Source organism: Mesorhizobium muleiense (assembly GCF_900099905.1).
Lineage (GTDB): Bacteria > Pseudomonadota > Alphaproteobacteria > Rhizobiales > Rhizobiaceae > Mesorhizobium > Mesorhizobium muleiense.
Genome location: NZ_FNEE01000007.1, coordinates 1 through 25250, shown reverse-complemented (window position 1 = coordinate 25250; position 25250 = coordinate 1). Strand labels below are relative to the sequence as shown.

General features: G+C 62.8%; 25 protein-coding genes and 1 pseudogene. 13 read left to right on the top strand and 13 right to left on the bottom strand.

All coding sequences use genetic code 11. The features are described from left to right. Position 1: 1 nt before the first annotated feature. From BLT09_RS14550 to BLT09_RS14535, 4 genes are all read left to right on the top strand, one after another. The gene (locus BLT09_RS14550; RefSeq protein WP_236473671.1) at positions 2-1249 is read left to right on the top strand and encodes a BtaA family protein; all 1248 of its coding nucleotides are present in this window, start codon (positions 2-4) and stop codon (positions 1247-1249) included. Beyond that, complete coding sequence (locus tag BLT09_RS14545; RefSeq protein WP_091594123.1) at positions 1246-1932, top strand: class I SAM-dependent methyltransferase; 687 nt, start codon at positions 1246-1248, stop codon at positions 1930-1932. The genes BLT09_RS14550 and BLT09_RS14545 overlap by 4 nt, the downstream gene beginning before the upstream one ends. Before the next feature lie 130 nt (positions 1933-2062). Further along, on the top strand, positions 2063-2359 hold the full coding sequence (locus BLT09_RS14540) for a type II toxin-antitoxin system RelE/ParE family toxin (protein ID WP_091594121.1): 297 nt from the start codon (positions 2063-2065) through the stop codon (positions 2357-2359). Between the two features lie 8 nt (positions 2360-2367). Further along, on the top strand, positions 2368-2676 hold the full coding sequence (locus BLT09_RS14535; protein WP_091594119.1) for a HigA family addiction module antitoxin: 309 nt from the start codon (positions 2368-2370) through the stop codon (positions 2674-2676). A gap of 29 nt (positions 2677-2705) precedes the next feature. Here the strand turns inward: BLT09_RS14535 and BLT09_RS14530 are convergent, their stop codons facing one another. After that, positions 2706-4085, bottom strand: coding sequence for a serine hydrolase domain-containing protein (locus BLT09_RS14530; RefSeq protein WP_091594117.1), 1380 nt, complete (start codon positions 4083-4085; stop codon positions 2706-2708). 312 nt (positions 4086-4397) lie between these two features. Between BLT09_RS14530 and BLT09_RS14525 the strand changes: the two genes are divergently transcribed. Together BLT09_RS14525 and BLT09_RS14520 are read left to right on the top strand one after the other, a co-directional pair. Continuing rightward, positions 4398-5189, top strand: coding sequence for a glycoside hydrolase family 25 protein (locus BLT09_RS14525; protein ID WP_091594115.1), 792 nt, complete (start codon positions 4398-4400; stop codon positions 5187-5189). A gap of 79 nt (positions 5190-5268) precedes the next feature. Continuing rightward, positions 5269-6447 carry a lytic murein transglycosylase gene (locus tag BLT09_RS14520; RefSeq protein ID WP_091594465.1) on the top strand — a complete coding sequence of 393 codons (1179 nt, stop codon included), beginning with the start codon at positions 5269-5271 and terminating at the stop codon, positions 6445-6447. Positions 6448-6582: 135 nt separating this feature from the next. On the opposite strand, the gene BLT09_RS14515 is transcribed toward BLT09_RS14520, so the two are convergent. Continuing rightward, a complete protein-coding gene (locus BLT09_RS14515) occupies positions 6583-7476 on the bottom strand; it encodes a LysR family transcriptional regulator (protein ID WP_091594113.1) in 894 nt (297 codons plus the stop codon). Positions 7477-7606: 130 nt separating this feature from the next. Between BLT09_RS14515 and BLT09_RS14510 the strand changes: the two genes are divergently transcribed. Further along, a complete protein-coding gene (locus BLT09_RS14510; RefSeq protein WP_091594111.1) occupies positions 7607-8338 on the top strand; it encodes an SDR family oxidoreductase in 732 nt (243 codons plus the stop codon). 122 nt (positions 8339-8460) lie between these two features. Here BLT09_RS14510 and BLT09_RS14505 read toward each other — a convergent pair whose 3' ends face one another. Next, on the bottom strand, positions 8461-9681 hold the full coding sequence (locus tag BLT09_RS14505; protein WP_027153812.1) for an alanine racemase: 1221 nt from the start codon (positions 9679-9681) through the stop codon (positions 8461-8463). Positions 9682-9898: 217 nt separating this feature from the next. Between BLT09_RS14505 and BLT09_RS14500 the strand changes: the two genes are divergently transcribed. Next, a complete protein-coding gene (locus tag BLT09_RS14500; RefSeq protein ID WP_091594108.1) occupies positions 9899-10816 on the top strand; it encodes a DMT family transporter in 918 nt (305 codons plus the stop codon). A 513-nt stretch (positions 10817-11329) separates the two neighbouring features. Here BLT09_RS14500 and metF read toward each other — a convergent pair. Together metF and BLT09_RS14490 are read right to left on the bottom strand one after the other, a co-directional pair. Further along, positions 11330-12247: a methylenetetrahydrofolate reductase [NAD(P)H] gene (gene metF, locus BLT09_RS14495; RefSeq protein WP_091594106.1), complete on the bottom strand. Its 918-nt coding sequence runs from the start codon at positions 12245-12247 to the stop codon at positions 11330-11332. Continuing rightward, the gene (locus BLT09_RS14490; protein ID WP_091594104.1) at positions 12247-13269 is read right to left on the bottom strand and encodes an ArsR/SmtB family transcription factor; all 1023 of its coding nucleotides are present in this window, start codon (positions 13267-13269) and stop codon (positions 12247-12249) included. The genes metF and BLT09_RS14490 overlap by 1 nt, the downstream gene beginning before the upstream one ends. Positions 13270-13411: 142 nt before the next feature. On the opposite strand from BLT09_RS14490, the gene tsaA reads away from it, so the two are divergent. Together tsaA and BLT09_RS14480 are read left to right on the top strand one after the other, a co-directional pair. Further along, a complete protein-coding gene (tsaA, locus tag BLT09_RS14485) occupies positions 13412-13948 on the top strand; it encodes a tRNA (N6-threonylcarbamoyladenosine(37)-N6)-methyltransferase TrmO (RefSeq protein WP_167366438.1) in 537 nt (178 codons plus the stop codon). Next, positions 13945-14256: a DUF2293 domain-containing protein gene (locus tag BLT09_RS14480; protein WP_091594100.1), complete on the top strand. Its 312-nt coding sequence runs from the start codon at positions 13945-13947 to the stop codon at positions 14254-14256. The genes tsaA and BLT09_RS14480 overlap by 4 nt, the downstream gene beginning before the upstream one ends. 107 nt (positions 14257-14363) lie before the next feature. Here BLT09_RS14480 and BLT09_RS14475 read toward each other — a convergent pair whose 3' ends face one another. From BLT09_RS14475 to BLT09_RS14445, 7 genes are all read right to left on the bottom strand, one after another. Then, on the bottom strand, positions 14364-14981 hold the full coding sequence (locus BLT09_RS14475; RefSeq protein WP_091594098.1) for an MOSC domain-containing protein: 618 nt from the start codon (positions 14979-14981) through the stop codon (positions 14364-14366). Positions 14982-15118: 137 nt separating this feature from the next. After that, on the bottom strand, positions 15119-16240 hold the full coding sequence (locus tag BLT09_RS14470; protein WP_091594096.1) for a beta-ketoacyl-ACP synthase III: 1122 nt from the start codon (positions 16238-16240) through the stop codon (positions 15119-15121). Positions 16241-16448: 208 nt separating this feature from the next. Beyond that, a complete protein-coding gene (tam, locus tag BLT09_RS14465; protein WP_091594094.1) occupies positions 16449-17243 on the bottom strand; it encodes a trans-aconitate 2-methyltransferase in 795 nt (264 codons plus the stop codon). Continuing rightward, entirely contained in the window at positions 17240-17524 is a 285-nt protein-coding gene (locus BLT09_RS14460) for a type II toxin-antitoxin system RelE family toxin (protein WP_091594092.1), read from the bottom strand. Before BLT09_RS14460 ends, tam begins: the two co-directional genes overlap by 4 nt. Further along, entirely contained in the window at positions 17521-17769 is a 249-nt protein-coding gene (locus tag BLT09_RS14455) for a DUF6290 family protein (protein WP_128180634.1), read from the bottom strand. The genes BLT09_RS14460 and BLT09_RS14455 overlap by 4 nt, the downstream gene beginning before the upstream one ends. 58 nt (positions 17770-17827) lie before the next feature. Continuing rightward, positions 17828-19477 (bottom strand): energy-dependent translational throttle protein EttA, encoded by a 1650-nt coding sequence (gene ettA / locus BLT09_RS14450; RefSeq protein WP_091594088.1) that lies wholly within the window; start codon positions 19475-19477, stop codon positions 17828-17830. A gap of 134 nt (positions 19478-19611) precedes the next feature. Then, on the bottom strand, positions 19612-20637 hold the full coding sequence (locus BLT09_RS14445) for a ribonuclease T2 family protein (RefSeq protein ID WP_091594086.1): 1026 nt from the start codon (positions 20635-20637) through the stop codon (positions 19612-19614). A 199-nt stretch (positions 20638-20836) separates the two neighbouring features. Here BLT09_RS14445 and BLT09_RS14440 point away from each other — a divergent pair, with 199 nt between their 5' ends. From BLT09_RS14440 to BLT09_RS14430, 3 genes are all read left to right on the top strand, one after another. Continuing rightward, positions 20837-21772, top strand: a complete 936-nt coding sequence (locus BLT09_RS14440; protein WP_091594084.1) for an alpha/beta fold hydrolase — start codon at positions 20837-20839, stop codon at positions 21770-21772. 158 nt (positions 21773-21930) lie between these two features. Beyond that, positions 21931-23106, top strand: a complete 1176-nt coding sequence (locus tag BLT09_RS14435; RefSeq protein ID WP_091594082.1) for a CaiB/BaiF CoA transferase family protein — start codon at positions 21931-21933, stop codon at positions 23104-23106. Then, positions 23103-24752 (top strand): thiamine pyrophosphate-binding protein, encoded by a 1650-nt coding sequence (locus BLT09_RS14430; protein WP_091594080.1) that lies wholly within the window; start codon positions 23103-23105, stop codon positions 24750-24752. Before BLT09_RS14435 ends, BLT09_RS14430 begins: the two co-directional genes overlap by 4 nt. Positions 24753-24992: 240 nt before the next feature. Here the strand turns inward: BLT09_RS14430 and BLT09_RS34295 are convergent. Next, positions 24993-25250, bottom strand: a pseudogene (locus BLT09_RS34295) (IS481 family transposase); the annotation flags it as partial.

Below are 25250 nucleotides of genomic sequence, written 5' to 3'. Positions count from 1 at the left end.
CATGACGGATGTTTCCGGAGAACTGGTTTTTCGCCGCGGCAAGCAAGTTGGCAAGGCCGTCTACCAGAACCGCCCGCTGTCTAAGGCAGGCCTCTCCGAGCGGCTCTTCGCCTTGCTGTTTTCCGGCCTCGTCTATCCGCAGATCTGGGAAGACCCCGACGTCGACATGGAGGCGATGCAGCTTGGCCAGGGCCACCGCGTCGTCACCATCGCCTCGGGCGGCTGTAACATCCTTGCCTATCTCACCCGGTCACCCGAAAGGGTCGACGCCGTCGATCTCAACGCCGCCCATATCGCGCTGAACCGCATGAAGCTCGAAGCGGTGCGCCATCTGCCGTCGCAGGGTGACCTGTTCCGTTTCTTCGGCGCTGCCGAGACCCGTCACAATTCGCAAGCCTACGACCGTTTCATCGCGCCGCATCTCGACCCGGTCAGCCGCCATTACTGGGAACATCGCAACTGGCGCCGGCGTCGCCGCATAGCCGTCTTCGACCGCAATTTCTACCAGACCGGACTGCTCGGCCTGTTCATTGCCATGGGCCACCGCACCGCCAAATTCTTCGGCGTCGATCCGGCCGGCATCATGGAAGCCAAAAGCATGGCCGACCAGCGCCGCTTCTTCGACGACGAGCTGGCGCCGGTCTTCGAAAAACCGCTGCTGAAATGGGCAACATCGCGAAAAGCCTCGCTGTTCGGCCTCGGCATTCCGCCGGCGCAGTACGATTCGCTGATCACCTCGGGCGACGGCACCATGGCCAGCGTGCTGAAGGCCCGGCTGGAAAAGCTCGCCTGCGATTTTCCGCTGGAGAACAACTATTTCGCCTGGCAGGCTTTTGCCCGCCGCTATCCCAATCCCGGCGAGGCGGCGCTGCCTGCCTACCTCGAAAAACGCAACTACCAGGCAATCCGCAACAATATCGACCGCGTCGCCATCCACCATGCCAATCTGATCGAATTCCTTGCCGGCAAGGATGCCGGTTCGGTCGACCGCTTCGTCCTGCTCGACGCGCAGGACTGGATGACCGACGACCAGCTCAATGCGCTGTGGGCCGAGATCACCCGTACCGCGTCGACCGATGCTCGCGTCATCTTCCGCACCGCGGCCGAACCCAGCCTGTTGCCCGGCCGGGTCTCGAATTCGCTGCTCGACCAGTGGAGCTATGCGGACGAGGCCTCGCGCCAATTCTCGGCCCGCGACCGTTCGGCCATCTATGGCGGCTTCCACCTTTATGTGAAGCAAGCCGCATGAGCGCGACCGAACTGCCGGCCAGGCACGGCGAACCGCCGGCCGGGCACGCCGAGCTGATGGACGGCGTCTACCGCTGGCAGCGCCACATCTACGACCTGACCCGCAAATATTACCTGCTCGGCCGCGACCGGTTGATATCAGGGCTGGAAGTGCCGGCCGGCGGCACCGTGCTCGAGCTTGGCTGCGGCACCGGCCGCAACATCGTCCTCGCCGCCCGCCGCTATCCCGACGCCCGCTTCTTCGGTCTCGATATTTCAGCCGAAATGCTGGAAACGGCCACTGCTGCCATTGCCCGCGAAGGTCTTTCCGGCCGCGTCACACTGGCGCGCGGCGACGCCACTGATTTCGACGCGAAGGCGTTGTTTTCCGTCGAACGTTTCGACCGCATTTTTGTCTCCTATTCGCTGTCGATGATCCCCGGCTGGGAGAAGACCGTATCAGCGGCACTTGCAGCGCTGTCACCCGGCGGTTCGCTGCACGTCGTCGATTTCGGCCAGCAGGAGGCCCTGCCCCGCTGGTTCCGCACGCTGCTGCGCGGCTGGCTGGGAAAATTCCACGTCGAGCCGCGTGAGGCCCTGCGGGACGTCCTGCAATCAGAATCGGCAAGGCGCGGCGCAACCCTTCGGTTTAGAACGCTTTATCGCGGTTACGCCTGGCTCGCCGTCACCAAGATCGCCATTTAGTAGCAATGCTTCTGATTTCTGCCGCAGTAAGGCTGCTCCAACTCCTCAGTGAGGCGGGGTTGATTTCGGCTAAATCACATTGCCATATGACCCACGGAGTGGTACATCAGCTCATCGCTGGAAGCGTGGGATGATCATAGGCTTTAGAGACGTATGGCTGCGGGCCTTCTTCGTGGACGACACTCACTCCCGCAACATCCCGTCCGATCTCGAAAGCCGCTTGTTCCGCAAGCTCCAGATGATTGACGACGCAGCGATCGATCAGGATTTGTGTGTGCCGCCCAGCAACCATCTCGAGAAGTTGCGCGGCAATCTCGAAGGCTTCCATTCGATCCGTGTCAACAAACAATGGCGGCTGGTCTTCCGCTGGGATGGTGGCCGGGGTGAGGCGTCGGACATATATCTCGACGACCACGGTTATAAGTGAGGTGAGACATGTTGATGACCGCGCGCAAGCCAGCAACGGTTGGCGAAATTCTTACCGAAGAATTCATGCAGCCACTCGGCCTGACACAGGCGACTTTAGCCGATGCTATGGGCGTCCAGCGCAAGCATGTGAACGAATTGTGCAACGATCGCCGTAATGTGACGGCGGCAACCGCGCTCATTCTGGCGCGGGTGTTTGGTAACAGCCCGGATTTCTGGTTGAACGTCCAACGCCGCAACGATCTGTGGGCGGTCATGAATTCGCCCGACGAGCGGGCGCGTGTTGATCGTGCAAGACCTTTGGCGACAGCTGCATAGACCCTGCGGCGAGCGATCGCCGCATTCCTCTAATGCAGCGCCTTCACCAGCGCTGCCAGCATGATCTGCGGCCGGTAGCCGAGCGTGGCCGGCGTCAGGCCGAGCCGTACCACCACAAGCTGCGCCGAGGGGATGATGGCGACCGTCTGCCCGTCATGGCCTTCCATCCAATAGCTATCCCTTGGCAGGCCCGCAGCGATACCGGCGCCGGGGCTCTCCTCGTCGCCCGGACCCTCGATCCACACCTGGCCCCTGCCGTAGACTTTCGAGGCGGGTGCGGCTTCCCGCATCCAGGCGACGAAGCCCGCAGGCAGGATCTCCTGGCCGTTCCAGACACCATCCTGCAGCAGGAACTGGCCGAAGCGCGCCCAGTCGCGGGCGGTGGCGTAGAGATAGGACGAGCCGACGAAGGTGCCGTGCTCGTCGGTCTCCAGCACCGCGCTCTGCATGCCGAGCGGGTCGAACAGTGCAACCCTTGGCCACGCCAGCGCCTTGTCCTTGTCGCCGATCGCATCCTGCCAAAGCCGCGACAGCATCGCTGCCGTGCCGCTTGAATAGGAAAATACCTTGCCCACCTCGCCGGTCAGCGGCTTGGATCCGGCAAAGCCCGCCATATCAGGCTCGAGATAGAGCATCCGCGTCACGTCGGTGACGTCGCCATAATCCTCGTTGAACTCGAGCCCGCTCGACATCGCCATCATGTCGGCGAGGCTGATGGCGGCGCGGCCGTCCGCTTTCCAGGGTCCGAACAGGCCCTGGTTCGTCATCACCATCTTGCCGTCCTTCACCACCGTGCCGACGATCGCGGCATTGACCGTCTTGGTCATCGACCAGCCAAGCAACGGCGTCTTTTCGGTAAAACCTGCGCCATAACGCTCGGCGATGACGCGGCCGTTCCTGACCACCACCACAGCCCGCATACCGGCGCCGGTCATTGCAGGATCGTCGAGGATTTTCGCGATTTCGGGGTTTTGCGAGGCATCAACTCTGTCGCCCTCCGGCCAGAGCGCGTCGAGCGGCGGTGCCGGTGTCAGCGCCGGCCCGGCGACTGCTTTGGCCCTGGCGATGTCGCCATCCGGAACCGAAGCACAGCCAAGCCCGTCCCGAACGACCGCGACGCTCTTCCCGAACACGCCGAACAGCCCGGCCGAAACCGTGCCCTGTTCCTTGTCGACGGACACCCGCATCAGCCGCAGCAGTGGATGGCCCGGCGCCTGCACGTCGACGGCGAGTACCTGATCGGCATCGCGTCCGGCGATAAAGACATTCGAGCAAACGATCTTGGCCGTATAGCCCGAGCCGACGCGGATCAGTTCCGGCGGCGCCAGATACAGCCAGGCAGCGAGTGCTGCGACCGCCAGCACAGCCAGCCCGAGCAGCCATTTCACCAGCCTCAGAACAGTCTGCATTCTTCCGACTCTCCCCGGACGCTCATCCATGCCATTGATTTGCCGCCATTGCTTCGGCAAAATCGCGGTTCTGGTCGAGCGCTGTCAACGGAATATCAACCATGATCAGCGATCACTGATGCATGTCGCCCAAAAGTGCGCAGCGGTTTTGGGACAAACGACATGCATAAAAACAACGATTAAGGCGCGCCGTTGCGGCGCGTCTTACGATAGGAGAGCGGTCCTATGGGGCGATCGCTTGGGGGCACGGTCGAGGGACCACCTGCAGCAACAACCCATCAGCGGCCGGCTGAAACCGGTTCAGGAGTAGCGATGCGCCGTTTCGCGGCTTTCATTATGCTGACGCTGCTGGGCGCCTGCTCGACCGTCGACGATCTTGCGCCCTCGCTGCCGGGCGCCCCGAGCGTTGCGGTGCGCGCACCCCGTTTTGACGACTCCGACCCGCATGAGTGGGACAGCGGCGCGCCGTGGAGCTATGCCGTTCATGGCACCGACGTCTCCAAATACCAGACCTCGGTCGATTGGCCGGCGGCCAGGGCCAGCGGCATTTCCTTCGTTTTCGTCAAGGCGACGGAAGGTGGCGATCGCTTCGACGCGTATTTCAACGAGCATTGGAGCCGCACGAAAGCCGCCGGAATTCCGCGCGCCGCCTATCATTTCTACTATTTCTGCACACCGGCCGCGACGCAGGCGCGCTGGTTCATCCAGAACGTGCCCAGAGACCGGTCGGCAATGCCGCCGGTTCTCGACATGGAATGGAACCCGCAATCGCCGACCTGCAAGCTGCGCCCCAATGCGGCCACGGTGCGCAGCGAGATGAGCACTTTCCTCGAAATCGTCGAAAAGCACTATGGCAAGAAGCCGATCATCTACACCTCGATCGATTTCTTCGACGACAACGGCCTGTCGGCCTTCCGCGGCTATCCCTACTGGCTGCGTTCGGTGGCCGGCCATCCGCGCAAAAGATACGGCAGCCACCCGTTCACCTTCTGGCAGTACACCGGAACCGGTATTGTGCCGGGCATCTCAGGGAAGGCCGATATCAACGTGTTCAACGGCACGGAAGCCACCTGGAACAAATGGCTGCGGCAGAACACCCGTTGACAGCGGGCCTGCAGCCTGCTTTTCGACACAGCCAATGAAGGACGCCTGCAACCGCCGGTAATCTTCTCGGAGGATGGCGATGCGATTGCGCTTGGAAATTCTCGCGGCGCTGTTTCTGGCCGCCACGGCGGCGCCGGCGGTGGCACAGCAATGCGGCGGCGATTTCCAGGCATGGAAGCAGGGCGTTGTGACCGAGGCGAAGAACGCCGGCATCGGCACTGCCGGACTTGAGGCGCTGGAAACCGCCGCTCTCGATGGAAAGGTGCTGGCGCGTGATCGCGCCCAAGGCGTCTTTACCCAGACCTTCATCGAGTTTTCGAACCGCATGATATCGGCCTATCGGCTGAAGCAGGGCGCGGTCATCTTAAAGGAATATGCCGACGTGTTTGCCCGCGCCGATCGCGAATTCGGCGTTCAGGCCCCGGTCATTGCCGCCTTCTGGGCGCTGGAAACCGATTTCGGCGCCGTGCAGGGCGATTTCCAAACGCTGAACGCGTTGGTCACGCTCTCTCACGACTGTCGTCGCCCGCAGCTCTTCCGGCCCCAGATCGTGCCATTGTTGACGCTGATCGATCGCGGCGTGGTCCCGGCCGACGTCACTGGCGCCTGGGCGGGCGAAATCGGCCAGACGCAGATGCTGCCTTCCGACTATCTCGGCCGAGGCGTCGACGGCGACGGCGACGAAGTGATCGACCTGCGCGGCAGCGCGCCTGATGTGATCATGACCACGGCCAACAAGATCACATCGCGCGGCTGGAAACGAGACCAGCGCTGGATCGAGGAAGTCCGCGTGCCGGACGACTTGCCATGGGACCAGACCGGGCGCACCAACAAGCTGCCGCTGGCGCAATGGGCTCAGTGGGGTGTCACCAACCCGAACAGCACGCCGCTTGTCGACAACGGCCTGAAGGCAGGCCTCGCACTGCCTATGGGCCGCAAGGGGCCAGCCTTCCTGGTCTACGACAATTTCGACGTCTACCTCGAATGGAACCAGTCCTTCACCTATGCGCTGACCGCGGCAAATCTCGCCGCGCGGCTGGCGGGTGCGCCGCAATTCGACCCGCGCAATCCCGAACCCGGCCTCAACGGCGACCAGATGAGGGCATTGCAGACAAAGCTCGAGGCCAGAGGCTATGACGTGGGAACAGTCGACGGCATCCTGGGCACCAACACCCGCGAAGCGATCCGCAAGGAGCAGATGCGGCTAGGCCTGCCGGTCGACGGCTGGCCGACACCGGAGCTTTTGGCGAAGCTGTAGCAGGTTAGTGAGTAGTGAGTAGTGAATGGTAAATGGTGAATGGTGAATGGTGAATGGTGAATGGAACTAGGTGCTCACTACTGACTACTGACTACTGACTTATTCACTATTCACTATTCAATATTCACCATTCCATCATCGCCTGGCAAGCAGGAAGTCGATAAACACGCGCAAGGCCGGCGGAACCTGCCGGGAGCTCGTATGATATAGGTAGAAGCCCGGAAATCTCGGCGACCAGGCTTCGAGAAAACGGATGAGCTTGCCGGCTTCGATCCACGGCCGAACCTGGTAATCCAGCATGTAAGCCACGCCGATCCCATCCAGGGCCGCCCTGATCATCAGTTCCGTGTCGTTGACAGTCAGACCGCCGTTCACAGCTATTTCGAAAGCTCGCTGGCCTCGCGCGAACTCCCATCGATAGATGTTGCCGCCACCGGGCCACTGGAAATTGATGCATTGGTGATGGTGCAGGTCGGCGGGATGACGGGGCATGGGGTGATCCTCGAGATAGCTGGGCGCCGCCACTGCGGCCATCTCCAGCTCCCCGCTGAGTTTCACCGCCACCATGTCCTTATGCAGCCGCTCACCAAGCCTGATTCCGGCATCGAATCGTCCCTCGACAATATCGGTCAGCATGTCGTCGACGATGATGGTGAGGGCAATATCGGGATAGGCGCGGCGGAAATCGCCGAGGATGGGCACGATGAAACGCATTGCGGCGATGCGTGGAACATTGATACGCAGCGAGCCTGCCGGTCGATCGCGTGATGCATGCGCGTCGGCGACAGCCCCTTCGAGTTCGCTGAATGCCGGAGCGAGGCGGGCAAACAGCGTTTCGCCTGCAGCGGTCGGCGACACGCTGCGGGTCGTGCGGTTGAGCAGCCGGACACCGACACGCTCCTCCAGCCCGCGTATCGTCTGGCTAAGCGCCGGCGGCGAAATCCTGAGCCTGGCCGCGGCGCGGACAAAGCTGCCTTCCTCGACGATCGTCGCGAACGCCCTCAGCTCGGAAAACTCGGTCCCTCGCATTATGTACCCCAGACTTAACAAACCTGTTTGATCATAGGCTATTATCTGATCAATAGCATGCCCCTAACTTCCACATGGAACGCCGTCGCTCGATTTGGAACGGCCGTAGCCAGACGAGAAAGGGACAGCTATGTATCATTCGCTTGAAGGCAAAATCGCGCTCGTGACCGGCAGTTCGCGCGGCATCGGCCGCGCCATCGCCGAGGGGCTCGCGGCAAACGGCGCGGCCGTGGTCGTCAATTATGTCGGCAACGAGAAAGCCGCTCAGGAAGCCGTTGCTGCCATCCGCGAGAATGGCGGCAAAGCCGTCGCCATTCAGGCCGATATCTCCAGCGCTTCCGACATTCGCCGGCTGTTCGATGAAACCGAGAAGCAGATGGGCGCGATTGACATCGTCGTCGCCAATGTCGGCGTCGCCGTCATAAAGCCGTTCGTCGAGGCCACCGAAGCCGACTTCGACCACGTCTTCGGCGCCAATGCCAAAGGCACCTTCTTCACGCTTCAGGAAGCGGCGCGCCGCGTGCGCGACGGTGGCCGCATCATCGCGGTTTCCACCGGTGGAACCAAGATGTTCTTCACCCAGACCGCCCTTTATCTCGGCAGCAAAGGAGCCGTCGAGCAGTTCGTCCGCGTCCTCTCTCGCGAACTCGGACCGCGCTCCGTCACCGTGAATGCGCTTTCGCCGGGCTTTACCGACACCGACCTGCTTCCGCAGCGGGATCGCGCGATCGCCGCCGGGATGTCGCCCTTCGGCAGGATCGGAGCGCCGCGCGACGTTGCCGATGTCGCGGTTTTCCTCGCCTCCGACGAGGCCCGTTGGCTGACCGGCGAGAACATCCAGGCCGGCGGCGGCGTTGCTTAGTGAATAGGAATAGTGAATAGTCAGTGGTCAGTAGTCAGTAGTCAGTAGTCAGTAGTCAGTAATCAGCGGTGACTGCCTAATTCCACTGCCACTACCATTCACTATTCACTATTCACTATTCACTAATCCGCCATCGTCTCCAGGCTGGCGAACCCTTGTGGCGCATCGCCCTCATCGAACGGCGTCGTCACCTCGACAAACGTGTCGGGATAGAAGCCGTTGAACCGTGTCCTCAGCGACAGCGAATAGGCGCCGATATGGCCAATCTCGATCCAGTCGCCGGTATCGACCGTTTCCGGCAGCCAGAACGGCCGCGACAGGATGTCGACGGAATCGCAGGTTGCGCCGCAGACCTTGAACGGCACGATGGTCTTCTCCTCGCCGTTGCGCGAGCGGATCGCCGGGTCTGGAATGAAGCGCGCCGGCAGCGTGATCTTGCCGGTCCATGAATCCGACAGCGACGCCCAGATGCCGTCATTGATGTAGAGCCGCTTGCCCTTGCGCAGCAGCACGCGCACGATCAGCGACAGGCAGCGTGCCACGATCACCCTGCCCGGCTCCGCCACCAGCGGCATCTGGTCGAACTGGTATTCCTTGAGGTCGCCCGACAGCCGCGACATGATCTGGCCGAGCGACGGCATCTCGATCTGCTTGCGGTTGGGATCATGGCCGTATTCGGCGGGAAAACCGCCACCGACGTCGAGACCGGCAATGTCGAAGCTGACGCGGTTGCGCACCCAGTCGGCCGAGGCCAGCGCGCGCTCATAGGTGTCGGGATCCTCGATCTGGCTGCCGACATGAAAGCACAAGCCGACCTTGTAGCCCGTCCGGTTCAGCCGTTCGGCCAGTTCGACCGCATTGGCCGGTCCGGCGCCGAACTTCTTCGACAGTTCGTAGGCGGCCGATCCTTTCGTCTGGATGCGCACGAACACGGTGATCGCACCCGGATCGATATCGAGCGCCCGCACCACGCGGGTCAGCTTGGTGATCTCGTCCTCGTGGTCGAGCGAGATGACCCGGATGCCATATTTCTCCAGCGCCAGCTTGATGTCCGACTGTGCCTTGACCGGATGCATGTAGAGCATCTCGGCGTCCGGCGAGACCGCGCGCACGGCGGCGAATTCGCCGGGCGAGGCCACGTCGAAAGCGCCGACGCCGGCCTCGACCAGCGCCTTCAGCACGATCTGCTCGCCGTTGGTCTTGACCGCATAGGCGGTCTTGCCGGGAAACATGCCCATGAACTGCCTGGCGTCCGCCTTCAGCACCTGCGGGCGGAAGCAATAGATCGGATCGTCCGGGCGAAGCGCCAGCGCCGCTTCGCGCGCATTTTCGAATTGCTGCATGGACGAATCCCTTGGCTTAGACTGCGCACAATTAATCCAACCTATGCGGGAATGAAAACAATTCTGTGTCTCGCACCCCTGACGCTGCGGCGCTACGGCAGATGATGCAATGCTAGTCCACTGATCTGGTTTCGGGTGGCCCTTGCCATCGAACAGGATATGGCCTGAACAGACGTCTGATTGACTTGGCATTCAGAACCATCCGGGAGGGTTCTCCATGGCGATCACAACCACGACGGCAATGCGCGGCCCCATGGTCTTGAAAGACTGGGCGCAGCTTCTGCTGCTCGGTGCGATCTGGGGTGGCTCGTTCTTCTTTGCCCGCATTGCGGTTGCCGAGATTCCGCCGCTGGTGCTGGTGCTGTTTCGCGTCGCCATCGCGGCGCTTGCGCTGCATCTCTATCTCGGCCTGCGCGGTCCGTCCTTCCGCATCGCCTTGCCGCATGCCGGCCTGTTCTTTCTGCTGGCGCTCGTCAACAACGTCATTCCGTTCTCGCTGATCTTCGCCGGCCAGACCGAGCTTGGCGCCGGCGTCGCCTCGGTGCTCAATTCGACGACGCCGTTCTGGACGTTGATCCTCGCCAACGCGCTCACATCAGACGAAAAGCTCTCCTGGAACAAGCTTGCCGGGATCGCGCTCGGCATCGTCGGCACGGCGGTGATGATCGGTCCGGGCCTGCTTGCCGGGCTGGGCGGTCCGGTCTGGGCGAAATTCGCGCTGGTCGGCGCCTCTCTGTCCTATGCGGTGGCCCTGATGATCGCCCGCCGCTTCAAGGGTGTGCCGTCACCGGTCATCGCCACTGGACAATTGACCGCTTCGACCATCATCATGATCCCGATCGTGCTGCTTGGCCACGGCGCTACCAACCTGTTTTCGGCCTCGCCGCCGGTCTGGGCGGCGGTGTTGGCGCTGGCCCTGCTGTCCACCGCCTTCGCCTACATCCTCTATTTCAACCTCGTCGCCTCGGCCGGCGCCACCAACGCCTCGCTGGTCACGCTCATCGTGCCGGCCAGCGCGATCCTGCTCGGCTTTCTGTTCCTGGGCGAACGGCTCGAATTGTTCGAGCTCGGCGGCATGGCGCTGATCGCGCTCGGCCTCGTCACCATCGACGGCCGCCTGTTCGGCCGACGCTGATGCATGTCGCCAAAGCGCGCCCAGGCGCGACACGCTTGAGAGCTTCGTATCCAATCGAACGACGCTCCAATTCGTCGAATCTTCGCATCGACCCGAAATCGATCCCGACTTTCGGCGACGGTAGCGCTGCCATCTCCATCCTTGCCCCAGCTCCGTCACATTTTGTACACAGGGCCGAAGCGGGATTTTGCCGAAGAGTTTCAATGCCTAACGGCAAATGGCCTGCCGCAAATTCCACAATGTCGTCGCATTGCAGCATAGTTTCCGCTTGCCTGTGGCAGAAATGCCCCTAGACTCTGGCCATAGCTCTTTAAGAGGAGGCTATGACATGGGACTCACGAGGCCAATCAACGCATTGATGATTTGTGCTGCATTTGCTTTCATCGGAGCGCTGATTATGGGCTTTCTTCCATAGACCCGCCAAGCAACGGAAGATCAGCACAAAATAGTCCAAGTCATTGAAAAGGCCGGGTTTTTACCCGGCCTTTTTGCATCTTGAAACTTCGACGGAGGTTACGCCGCGGCGGACCCCGCGGCTTCCGCCTCATGCGAGCGGATGCCGATCATGTGGCAGACGGCGAAGACCAGATCGGCGCGGTTCATGGTGTAGAAATGAAAATCGCCGACGCCGCGCTCGACAAGGTCCAGCACCTGCTCGGCCGCCACCGCGGACGCCACCAGCGCATGCGTTTGCGGGTCCGTCTGCAGCCCGTCGAAGCGCTCGGCCATCCACGCCGGCACCAGCGCGCCGCAGCGCGCCGAGAAATTGGCGACCTGGGTAAAATTGTGGACCGGCAATATGCCCGGCACGATCGGTATGTAGATGCCGGCCCGCCGCGCCCGTTCGACATAGCGCTCGTAGAGGTCATTGTCGAAGAAGAACTGGGTGATCGCCCGCGTCGCGCCATTGTCGACCTTGCGCTTCAGCATATCGATGTCGGTGGCGAAATCCGGGCTCTCCGGATGCTTTTCCGGATAGGCCGAGACCGAGATGTCGAAATCGCCGACACCTTTCAGCGCCCCCACCAGTTCGGCGCCATTGGCATAGCCGTCCGGATGCGGACGATAGGCGGCGCCGACGCCCTCGGCCGGATCGCCGCGCAGGGCGACGAAGCGGGTGACACCCATGTCGGCGAATTCCTGGATGACTTCATCGACCTCGTGACGCGCCGCATCGACGCACGTCATGTGCGCCGCCGGCGTCAGCGTCGTTTCGTTGAGGATGCGCTTGACCGTGCGCGCCGTGCGCTCGCGGGTCGAGCCGCCGGCGCCATAGGTGACGGAGACGAATTTCGGCTTGAGCGGCTGTAGCCGGGTAACTGTGTCCCACAGCCTTGCTTCCATCTCGTCGTTCTTCGGCGGGAAAAACTCGAACGAAACCCTGATCTTGTCGCCAATGTCGGGGCGGCGGGAAAAGCGGAACTGGTTCATCAGGCGGTTTCCCCTAGCGGAAAGGCATTGGCCGGTTGTGCATGGTTGTAAGGATCGGCGATCAGCATGCGCTGGTCACGGCCGAGCCACAGTTTTACGGTGAGCCTGGGTTCATTGCCGGCGCGCGGCTCGAATTCCTGGCTCTCTTCGAGGTCGAGCCCGGCCTCGGAAAACCACTCGGTGATCTGCCGGTCGGCAAAGCCGAGCCGCACATGCGCGTGGGCGTCGCGCAGGAATTCCAGCGAATGCGGAGCGAAATCCACGATCACCAGCCGGCCTGCCGGACGCAGCAGCCTTGCTGCCTCGCGGATGGCGCGGGCGGGATCGTCGAGATAGTGCAGCACCTGGTGGATGGTGACGAGATCGTAGGCGTCGCGCTCGACCGGCGGCGCAAAAATGTCGCCCTGGCGCACCTGCGCATTCGAAATGCCAGCCTTGTCGAGATTAGCGCGCGCCACCGTCAGCATCTCGCGCGACATGTCGATGCCGATGCCGCGCCGGTAGAGCGGCGAAAAGATCTCGAGCAGCCGCCCGGTGCCGGTGCCAAGGTCGAGCATCGACTGGAACGGCCGCTTGCCGACGAGCTTGAGCAGCGCTGCCTCGACGGCGCGGTCCGGCACATGCAGCGAGCGGATGTGGTCCCAGCTTGCGGCATTTGCGGAGAAATATTCGGCGGCGCGATCCTGCCGCTTGCGCTTGACCGCGGCCAACCGCTCGAGGTCACGCTCGACCTGCGGATCGGCGCCCCGGATGCCGGAAACCAGCCTGAGCACGAAGTCCCGCGCCGCATCCGAATCCGATAGCCGGAAGAAGGCCCAGGAGCCCTCCTGATAGCGGCCGATCAGCCCCGCCTCCAGCAAAAGCTTCAGGTGGCGCGAGACACGCGGCTGCGACTGGCCGAGGATTTCGGTGAGATCGGAAACGGTGAGGTCGCCGCGCGACAGCAACGCCAGGATGCGCAACCGGCTGGATTCGGCCGCCGCCTTCAATGTATCTACCATGGTGTCGAGCGCGACATGCATGCGAGCATTCTCTTTGAAAAGATATAAACATATGTTTATGTCGATTTTGATAGGCTTGCAAGCGCTATGTCGCTCCCGGACAAGAAAATGACGCATGCGTGGCGGATCGCGCACAGCCGGAAGCAGGATCGGGGCGAAAACCATGTTCGAAACGCGCAGCGGCGAAAAGCTTCTGGAAACTGATCCCGCCGATATGCCGCCGGACGGCCATGTCGTCTTCATCGGCCGCATCGCCTCGCCCTGGACCACGCGGGACACTTGCCCCAAGAACATGAGAGCCGCGCGCGAAACCGGACAGCCGGCGGTTCTCACGATCGACCTGCCCTATCGCGAGGGCCTGCTCGGGCTTGAACGCGCCAGCCACGTCATCATCCTGTCCTGGCTGCACCACGCACCGCGGACCCTGATTGTTCAGAAACCCCGCCATGCGGCTGAACCGAAGGGCGTTTTTGCGCTGCGCTCCCCGGCCCGGCCGAACCCGGTCGGGTTGCATATCGCCAGGCTCGTCGCCCTCGACATCGAAACGGGCCGTATCGATCTCGATGCCATCGACCTGCTCGACGGCACGCCGGTCATCGACATCAAGCCTTATTTCGCTTCGACCGACGCCTTTGCCGACGCGACAATTGCCGGACGGGACGAGCGCGGACAGGTCGGGCCCGGACAGGTCGTGCGATGAACGCGCCGACCGGCCGCCGCCGCGCCATCGCCAAGGCGCTGACAGCGCTTTTGCCCCTGGCGCCCTATGCCGACATGGAAAAAATCCGCGCCGACGCCGGCGCGGTGCATATGAAGACGTTGCCGCCGAGCATTGCCGTATGGCTGGCGACAATAGCCCACATCCGTCACATGCATACCGACTACGAAAAGCTGCTGGCCGAAGAATATGACCGCGATTCCGCGCGCTTCTTCGTCATCGAGCAAACCAACACAGTGCTGACCCGCTGGCGCGCCACCCGTTTGCTCGAGGATGAGGATGAGGAATAGAGCGATGGCACCCGTATGAGTTCTACGGCGTCTGTCCTCGGGTTTGCCAAAGGCAAGACCCCGTGGGCGACCACCTCCCCCGCTGGCGATGCCGCCTCGACAAACAACTATGCCCGGTAAATCCACTGCTCGGGCACACGCACCGAAATCTCCTCGCCGGCCGTGATGCGGCCTGGTTTTTCCACCCAGGCGACAAGGCCGCGCAACCGCTTTGCCGCCTTCGGGAACAACAGCGCGCCGGCTTCACGGTCGGCCATTCCGGCATTTTCGGCGACCGATCGCCCGGCGATGCGGCAAGGTCCGTTCTGCGCGTCGACCTTGACGGTGACGCCGCCTTTAAAGAACAGCAGCGTGCCGGACGGCAGCATCGAGAGATGCGGCAGGCCTTCGATCAACAGATTGGCGCCGATCCACTCCGGCTTGATCTCGGCGATGGCCATCCGCCCTGCTACGATCGCCAGTTCGTCCGCGGCCACGATCGACAGCTGCCGCTCGTTGCGCATCTCGGTGCCGCGCGGATACCAGGGCTCGCGCCCGCCGGAGCGCCGCGTCGCGCCGGCGTGGAAATCGCCGTCGATGCCGTCGAAGCCAAGCCGCAATTCATCCACCGCGCGTGTCTCGAAATGATCCGATGGCGCGACGTAAAGCGCGGCCACCCGCGCGACAAGTTTCCGCGCCGGGATGATTTCGACCGGATTTACCGTCTCGGGGAAGAGGTCCAGCATAGGCTTCGCTCCGTGCGTGATGCCAAGCAATTAGCCGCAGTGAGTTCATCAGGTCCAGCCTAAAGCACTGATGCTCCAGTCAAGCAGGCTGATGCGATTACACCGGCGCCTTCCAATGCCGGTGCCGTTCGCGCCAATCAGAGCATGCGCAACAGCGCCCCGCCGATCGAATAGCCGGCGCCGAAGGCGCAGAGCAGGCCATAGTCGCCGGCGTTCATGTCGGCGTGGTTTTCCGACAAGGCGACGACCGCACCGGCGCCGGCGGTGTTGCCGAGGCGCTCCAGCACCATCGGCGCGCGGTCATGGCCGACCTCGTGGCCGAACGACAGCTTCAGGATCATGGCGTTCATACGTGCATTGGCCTGATGCAGCCAGAAGCGCCGGATCGCTTGCGGCGTCAGCCCATGCTCGGCCAGGAACTCGACGATGAACTTGTGCCCGGCGACGGTGACTTCCTTGAATACCTTGTTGCCGACCTGTTTGATCAGGTTGCCTTCCAGATTGATCATATACGGATCGTCCTGGGCGGTGCGCGTGTAGTAGCCGAGATTGGTGCGGATGTTGTTGGACATCTGCGTCCAGGTCCGGGTGTCGAGCACCTCGAAGCGTCCCGGCCGCTTGTCGCCCTGGGCAAGCCCCTCGACGACCATCGAGACCGAAGCATCGCCGAATATGAAATGCGTCTGCCTGTCGCGGAAGTTGAGATGGCCGGTGATGATCTCGGGCGTCGTCACCAGCACGCGCCTGTGTGCGCCCGCCCGCACCAGATTGACCGCGATATGCAACGCCGCCGCCGCCGACGAGCAGCCAAGGCCCATGTCGAAACCGGCGCCCTTGGTGCCCATCGCCTGCTGCATCTCGATGGCGATCGCCGGATAGGGCCGCTGGTGATGCGAGGCCGAGCAGATCACCAGGTCGACATCAGGTGGCTCCAGGCCGGCATGGTCGAGCGCTTTCCTGGCCGATGCGATGCCGAACTCGGCTTCCAGCGACAGCGCGTCGTCCGGCCGGGCCGGAATGCGCGGCGCCATGCGGGTCGGGTCGAGAATGCCTTCCCGCTCGATCACATGGCGCGTCTGCACACCCGAAGCATGGACGATGAAGTCGCTGTCCGATTTCTGCAGCAGCGTCTCGCCCGAAGCCTGGCGGCGGACATTCTCCATCTCGACCCAGGCATTGAAGCTGTCGACCAATTCCTCATTGGTGATCGAAGGCTCGGGGATTTCAACGCCGATGCCGCTGATGATGACGCGATGCATTTTCAGTTCGTCCCCATGCGCAGGCGCTGCGGCTTGATGTGGGCGCCGCGAGAGTTCGGCGCAACATTATTCGCATCAAGCTAGTTTAAGCCGGCTTAAATCAAGTGCCTGAGGCAAAAGACCACAACCTTGCGCGGCTGAAATGCGCATTGTGGCGAAACCGAATCAAGCGCAGCCAGGCAGTGCGTCTCGGTGTGGCCAATCGTTTCTAGGCAGCGCGCCGCGCGACGATGAAAAGGCGCGGGAAACGCAGCAGCACCTTGCCGTTCGCCGTCTTCGGATAGGCTTCGGTTATCCCAGCAGTGTAGCGCGTGAGAAAAAACCGTCGCTCGTCCGCGTCGAGCGGATCGAGGAACGGCTTCAGCCCCGTCGACTTCAGCCACTCGACGATTGCCCCGTCATCGGCCAGCGGATGATTGTAGTCGGTGTGCCAGATGTCGAGCCGGTCGGAGAGCGGCGACAAAAGATCGTAATAGAACGATACCGGCGGCAGCGGTCCGCGCGCAGCACCCTCGAGCTTTTCGGCAAACGGCATTTCGGCCGCCGTCTCGCGCATCAGCCGGTGCGACGGCTCGCCCATATTGTCGGGCATCTGCACGGCAAGCGCGCCGCCCGGCGCCAAAAATCCCATCAGCCGCTGGAAGATCGCCGTATGCTCGGGCAGCCACTGGAACACCGCATTGGCGAAGATCACGTCGACGGGCTCTTCGGGCTGCCACGCCGCCGCATCTGCCAGTTCGAAGGCCACTTCCGGCAGACGTGCCCTCGCCTTCTCGATCATGTCAGGCGAGGTGTCCAAACCGCTGACCTGCGCGCTCGGCCAGCGCTCGACCAGCAATTCGGTCGAATTGCCCGGCCCGCAGCCGATATCGACCACCCGGCGTGGCGCCGCCACCGGCACCTGCGCGACGAGATCGCGCGCCGGCCGCGTGCGCTCGTCCTCGAATTTGAGATATTGGGCGGCGGACCAGTCGGGTTGTGCTTTTGCGACAGTGTTGTTCATCGATAGACCTCGCGACGGTTGCCGACCTCCACAACGAGCACGACAAACCGGCTATCCTCGAATTGGGCAATGATTCTGTAGTCGCCGACGCGAAAACGCCAGGCCTCTTGCTTGGTCGCGGTCAGGCGCTTGGCAAGTGCCCTTGGATTGGGGTGCTCCGAAGGATTGGGGTGCTCCGAAACTCTTTGATGCAGGAATTCGAGGATGCGCCGCTGATCTTTCGTTGAAAGCCGTTCGATATCCTTTTCGGCTTGCCGCGTGAACTCGACACGCCAATTCATTCAGCGGCAGGTTTCTTGCGCCGTTCCGCTGCTTCGCGAACCTCAAGCTTCCGGATCACGTCCTCCAACGGAATGCGCGCACCATCGTCATCCCTCAAGCGTTCCTCCGCAATCCTCGCGTCCTGCCAATCCTCGATTGTGTCGAGGATCGCTTCAACTGCAACCTGATCGATCGTACGGCCGCTGGCCCTTGCCATATCGGCCAGCAGCTTCTCGGCTTTTTGCGGCAATTTGACCGTGATCATGGGCGACTCCATTCGATCAATTTAGGTCAAACGACGATCGCCTGCAACGGATCGAACCTTACCGCGTCAGCCGCTTATACGTCATGCGGTGCGGGTTGATGGCGTCGGGGCCGAGGCGGCGGATCTTGTCCTGCTCGTAATCCTCGAAATTGCCCTCGAACCACTCGACATGGCTGTCGCCTTCGAACGCCAGGATGTGCGTCGCCAGCCGGTCGAGGAACATGCGGTCGTGCGAGATGATGACGGCGCAGCCGGCGAAGTTTTCCAGCGCGTCTTCGAGCGCCGCCAGCGTTTCGGTATCGAGGTCGTTGGTCGGTTCGTCGAGCAGCAGCACATTGCCGCCGGTCTTCAGCATCTTGGCAAGATGCACGCGGTTGCGCTGGCCGCCGGACAGATTACCGACCTTCTGCTGCTGATCGCCGCCGCGGAAATTGAACGAGGCGCAATAGGCGCGGGTGTTGGCCTCGAACTTGCCGAGCTTGACCACTTCGGCGCCGCCCGAGATTTCTTCCCAGACGGTCTTGGTCGGGTCGAGTGCGTCGCGGCTCTGGTCGACGTAGCCGAGCTTGACCGTCTCGCCGACGCGGATCGTGCCGGCATCCGGCTTTTCCTGGCCGGTGATCATGCGGAACAGCGTCGTCTTGCCGGCGCCGTTCGGGCCGATGACGCCGACGATGCCGCCGGGCGGCAGCTTGAATTCGAGGTCGTCGATCAGCAGCGTGTCGCCAAAGCCCTTCGACAGGTCCTCGACCTCGATCACCACATTGCCGAGCCGCTCGCCATGCGGAATGACGATCTGGGTGTCGCTCGGACGCCGCTTGTCGGCCGCATCCAGCAGGTCCTGGAACGCCTGGATGCGCGCTTTCGACTTGGTCTGCCGTGCCTTGGGGCTGGACTGGATCCACTCGCGCTCGCGGCCGATCGCCCGCTGGCGCGCATCGTCCTCGCGGCCCTCCTGCTTGAGCCGCTTGGCCTTGGCTTCGAGATATTTGGTGTAGTTGCCCTCATAGGGAATGCCGCGGCCGCGGTCGAGCTCGAGGATCCAGCCGGTGACATTGTCGAGGAAGTAGCGATCGTGGGTGATGATCATCACCGCGCCCGGATAGGCGCGCAGATGCTTTTCCAGCCACGCCGTCGTCTCGGCGTCGAGATGGTTGGTCGGCTCGTCGAGCAGCAGAAGGTCGGGCTGACGCAGCAGCAGTTGGCACAGTGCCACGCGGCGGCGCTCGCCGCCCGACAGCTTGGTGACGTCGGCTTCCTTGGGCGGGCAGCCCAGCGCTTCCATCGCCATCTCGACCTGCTGTTCGAGATCCCACAGGTTGAGCCGGTCCATCTCGTCCTGGAGCTTGGCCGATTCGTCGGCCGTCTCGTCGGAATAGTTCATCATCAATTCGTTGTAGCGTTCGATGATCGCGGTCTTGGCGGCGACGCCTTCCATGACGTTCTCGAACACGGTCTTGCTCGCATCGAGCGCCGGCTCCTGCGCCAGGTAACCGACGGTGGCGCCTTCGGCCAGCCACGCCTCGCCGCTCCACTCCTTGTCGATGCCGGCCATGATCTTGAGGATGGTCGACTTGCCGGCGCCGTTCGGCCCGAGGATGCCGATCTTGGCGTCCGGGTAGAAGGAGAGGTGGATATTCTCGAGCACCTTCTTGGTGCCGTAGGCCTTGTTGAGGCCGGCCATGTGATAGATGAACTGGCGTGCCACGCGCGCTTTCCCTGAAAAGTCGACTGGAATGTCGGATTGAATGGAAGTTGCGCGCTATGTAGGCGATGCCGCGCCGAACGGCAAACTGTTTTGGCATTTCGAACCGGCCTTCGGGCTAAGACGGGCTCGGCGTGTCACTGGAACTCGATCGGATCGACGATGCCTTTCGGACAGCCGGCATTGTTCGTCGGCACTGAGGCCAGCAACAGCTCACTGAGCGAAGAGTTCGGACCGATCGGGCCGGTCAGGCCGAGCGTCAGTTCGCCGATCAGCCGCCTGCCGCTCGAAGGATCCTTCACGCAGGAGACGCGAACCCGCTCGCCGGCGCCGGGACCAAAGGCACTGTCGAAGGCGGCGCGGATCTGGCCAGAGGTCAGATCCCGGCCAATGTTTTGCGTGAAAAGATCACGCACCGGTGAAGCATTCGCCGCGCGCGTCAAGTTCAGCGCATCGGAAAAATACGCCTGCTGGCTCTTGCCGTAACAGGTGCCATGCTTGATCCATTCATGCCTGTCGAGAGCGGATGCGGTGCCTGGCATCACCCGATCGAGCTCCGACCGCGTGTTCGGCTCAAGCTCGACCGGCGGCAGGTCCTGCCAGCGCGCCGGATTGTCGTTCGCCTTGTCGGCCGCTGCCACCTGGCAATAGAAATTCCCTTTCGGCTGCGGCCACAGCCCGTGCAAGGTGAAATGCGTCGCCTCAAAACCGGCCGCGGTCTGCGCCTTGCATTCGGTCTTGCCGGGCCTGGTTTCGCAAAACGCCGGCTGCCAGCTTAGCGCGAGGACATATTCGGGCTTTCGCGAAGCCGGCTCAGCAGGCTTCTCCTGGTCGGCCGGCACAGGTGCTGCCGGTTCCGTGGACGCGCTGCCACCCGAAACATGGCCGCAATCGACCTTCACCCAGCGGCGCTCCGGATCGGCGCCCGGCACGCGGATCAGATAGTGGGTGGGCGCATCCTTGTTGCCAGCCAGAAGCTCGTAGCTCTGTCCCGCATCGGTCGCGATATTGCCGGGGTTCCTGCCGCTCCTGATGGCCTGGGTGGCTGGACAGGTGGCGTCGGCGACGAAAGAGCCGCTCATCTTGACCTCGGCCCGCGCAGCACCCGTCAGCGACGCGGCGGCAAGCGCCGATCCGAAAACAAGACCTGTCAGCGTACGCATGGGTACTCTCCGGTTGAATAATGCTGGGCAACAGACTGCCGCCCTCTCTCGGTAGCAAATTCTCCATGTCAGAATTGCGATACCCGCGTTGCGACGCAAGAACAGCGCTGCAAAACACCGCGAACGGATTGACGCAAAACCGGCGTCGGCGCACACAAACGTTCGCAGGCGCTAAAGACGCGTTGGAGACGAAGCGACAATGTCATTCAGCCAGCAGCGCGTGCTGCGATCGCCGACCGGCGCCGAGCTCAACCTTTACGTGAAACGCGCCGAGGGCCGCCCGCGTGCGGTCGTCCAGATCAATCACGGACTGGCCGAACATGCGGCGCGCTATGTCCGCTTCGCTACCTTTCTGGGCGAGTGCGGCTTCCATGTCTATGCCCATGACCATCGCGGCCATGGCGCCACCAAGGCGCCGGACGCTCCGCTCGGCACATTCGCCAAAGTGGATGGCGGCGCCAAGGTCATCGCCGATATCGCGGCGGTGCACGACCTGATCGCCGGCGACCATCCCGGCCTGCCCGTCATCATCTTCGGCCATTCCATGGGCGGCCTCGTCGCGCTGAATTTCATGCTTCATCATTCGAACCGGCTGCACGCCGCCGCCATCTGGAACGCCAATTTTTCCGCCGGGCTCGCCAGCCGTGCAGCGCAAGTCATCCTGGCCTGGGAAAAATTCCGGCTCGGCTCCGACATGCCGTCGCGCATGCTGCCGAGACTGACCTTCCAGGCCTGGGGCAAAGCCGTCCCTGATCACCGCACGCCATTCGACTGGCTGTCGCGCGACGCGGCCGAAGTCGACAAATACAACGCCGATCCGCTGTGCGGCTGGGATGCGTCGGTGTCGATGTGGCGCGACCTGTTCGGCTTTGTCTTCGACGGCGCCGACGACACCAATTTTTCCGGCATCCGCAAGACCCTGCCGATCTGCCTGGTCGGCGGCGAAAAGGATCCTGCTACCGACCGTGGCAAGGCGGTCAGCCATCTCGCTGGGCGCCTGCACAGGATGGGCTTTTCGAATCTCGTTTCAAAGGTTTACGCCGAGACCCGCCACGAAAGCCTGAACGAGGTGAATCGAAATATCATCATGGACGAATTCGCCGCATGGGCCGACAGCGTGCTGAAACAAGCCTGACCGAGATTGGCACGGTCCGGTTGGCCCATTGCAAGAACCGTGACTTCGGCACGCGGGATTGATAGTGCATGTTGCCCAAAAGTGCGCAGCGGTTTTGGGATAACGACATGCATAAAAAGAAAACCAGAGCCTGCGCTTTCGATCAATCACGGTGATCCATGACCGAGCCTCCGCTGAAAGGCATCCGCGTAATCGAACTCGCCCGCATCCTGGCCGGGCCGTGGGCGGGGCAATTGCTTGCCGATCTCGGCGCCGACGTGATCAAGGTCGAGAGCCCTGATGGCGGCGACGATACCCGCAAATGGGGTCCGCCCTTCGTCATGAGCCATGACGGCGAAAACCTCTCGGCCGCCTACTACCATTCCAGCAATCGCGGCAAGCGCTCCATCGCCATCGATTTCTCGACGCCCGAAGGCGCCGAGACAGTGCGCCGGCTGGCTGCGACATCGGACGTGCTGATTGAAAACTTCAAGCTCGGCGGGCTGAAGAAATACGGCCTCGACCATGACAGCTTGCGCAAAATCAACCCGCGGTTGATCTGTTGCTCGATCACCGGCTTCGGCCAGGACGGGCCCTATGCGCCGCGCGCCGGCTATGACTTCATCATTCAGGGCATGGCCGGCATGATGTCGATCACCGGCGAAGCTGGCCGCGAGCCGCAAAAGGCCGGTGTCGCCATTTCGGACATTTTCACCGGCCTCTATTCGGTGATCGCCATCCAGGCCGCTCTTCGCCATGCCGAGAAGACCGGCGAAGGCCAGCATATCGACATGGCGCTCTACGACAGCCAGATCTCGGCGCTCGGCAACCAGAACCTCAACTATTTGGTCTCGGGAAAATCGCCGGTGCAGATGGGCAACGCGCATATGAACATCGCGCCCTACGAAGTGGTGCCGGTCAAGGACGGCCACATCATCCTGGCCATCGGCAATGACGGCCAGTTCGCCAAGTTCTGCGCGGCTGTCGGGTTGGACAACCTGCCATCGAACCCCGATTTCGCCACCAATCCCGCCCGGGTCGCCAACCGGACGACGCTGCGCGAGCATATAATCGAGGCGCTAAAGACCTTCGATCGCGATCCGCTGCTGGCCAGGCTGGAGGCGGCAGGCGTGCCCGCCAGCCCGATCAACACGATCGGCGAGATGTTCGCCGACCCGCAGACCATCGCGCGCGGCATGCGGCTCGACCTCGACGACGGCCATGGCAATCTGTTGCCCTCGGTGCGCGCGCCGATGGTCATGTCGGGCACGCCGCTGGTCTATGAGCGGCCCTCGCCGCGTCTCGGCGAACACACCGAAGAAATCCTTGCCGAACTGGAGAGGTCAGGAAAATGAAGACCGGCGGACAACTGATTGTCGATGCGCTCGAAGCCAACGGAACGGACCGTATCTATTGCGTGCCCGGCGAATCCTACCTTGCGGTGCTCGACGCGCTGCACGACTCGCCGATCCGCACCATCGTCTGCCGCCAGGAAGGCGGCGCCGCGATGATGGCCGACTGCCATGGCCGCCTGACCGGCAAGCCAGGCATCTGCTTCGTCACCCGCGGCCCCGGCGCCACCAACGCCTCGGCCGGCATCCACATCGCCATGCAGGATTCGGTGCCCGTCATCCTGTTCATCGGCCAGGTCGCCAGCCACGCCAAGCAGCGCGAGGCTTTTCAAGAGGTCGACTATGTCAGGTTCTTCGGCGACATCGCCAAATGGGTGGTCGAGATCGACGACGCCGCGCGCATCCCCGAATTCGTCAGCCGAGCCTTCGCGGTGGCGACATCCGGCCGTCCCGGCCCGGTCGTCATCTCGCTGCCGGAAGACATGCTGACCAGCCTTGCCGAGGCGCCGGCCGCCCTGCCCCACACGCCGGTCGAAACGCGGCCGGGCGAGGCCGAGCTCGATGCTCTGGAAAAGCTTCTCAACAAGGCAAAGCGCCCCTTCGTCATCCTCGGCGGCACGCGCTGGGATGCGGCGGCCGTCGCGCGGATGCGGACGATCGCCGAAGCCTGGTCGCTGCCGGTCGGCTGTTCCTTCCGCCGCCAGATGCTGTTCGATCATCTCCACCCCAGCTATGCCGGCGATGTCGGCATCGGCATCAACCCGAAGCTGGCGACCGCCATCAAGCAGGCCGACCTCGTGCTGCTGATCGGCGGCCGCATGGGCGAGATGCCGTCCTCCGACTACACGCTGCTCAAAAGCCCCTACCCCGACCAGTCGCTGGTCCATGTCCATGCCGACGCCGGCGAGCTCGGCCGCGTCTACCGGCCGACGCTGGCGATCAACGCCTCGCCGTCCGCCTTCGTCGAAGCCTTTGCCGGGCGCAAGCCGGCCGCCACGCCGGTCTGGGCGGATGAAACACCGAAGCTGCACGCCGCCTATCTCGACTGGTCGACACCGCCCGAAAGCGGCCCCGGCGCCGTCCAGATGGGGCCGATCATGAACTATCTCGAAAAAATGCTGCCCGACGACGCGATCCTCACCAACGGCGCCGGCAACTACGCCACCTGGGTGCACCGCTTCCACCGTTCCCGCCGTTTTGCCACGCAGGCAGCACCGACCTCCGGCTCGATGGGCTACGGCACGCCGGCAGCGGTCGCCGCCAAGGAATTGTTTCCCGAGCGCGACGTGATCGCCTTCGCCGGCGACGGCTGCTTCCTGATGAACGGCCAGGAATTCGCCACCGCCGTGCAGTACGATCTGCCGATCATCGTCGTCGTCGTCAACAATGGCATCTACGGCACCATCCGCATGCACCAGGAACGCGAATATCCCGGCCGCGTCGTCGCCACCGACCTGAAGAATCCCGACTTCGCGGCGCTCGCCCGCGCCTATGGTGGCCATGGCGAAACCGTCGAGAAGACGGCCGACTTCGCGCCGGCCTTCGAACGCGCCCGCGCCAGCGGCAAGCCGTCGATCGTCGAGATCAGGCTCGACCCCGAGGCGATCACGCCGACCCGGACGATGACCCAGATACGGGACAGGTCGTGAGCGCAGAGGCTCGCCGGAGGGCTATAGCGCTAAAATAACCTGTCGAAGTTTGCGGGACAGCACCCCCCTCTGCCCTGCCGGGCATCTCCCCCTCAATGGGGGAGATTGGCAGCTTCATTGCCCTGCCTTTCCTTCAACGTCGAAAATTGGCGAAAGCAGTTGCGACATCCGATCTCCCCCCTGTTTGGACCGGAGACATCGCGAACAGGTGTGCGAAGACATCGCGAACAGTTTGCCATCCTATCGATCAATGGCATTGAGGTCGATGGTTTCTATTTTCTGATGTCTGAACCAGGCGTCGAAGACGCCGTCGGCAGCGGTTGGGCGAAAGGCGACGGACTTTCCGGCGAAGGCCCTGCACAGGCGCACGTTGTGGCCGAGAATGGAGACGAAGCCATGCTGCTGAACGCGGCGGATGAGATCGTCCTTGGCATAGTCGAACGGCTCGACGGTTTCGCGATGCTGGCGCTGCGAGACGCGGTAGCGGTCGAGCGGCAC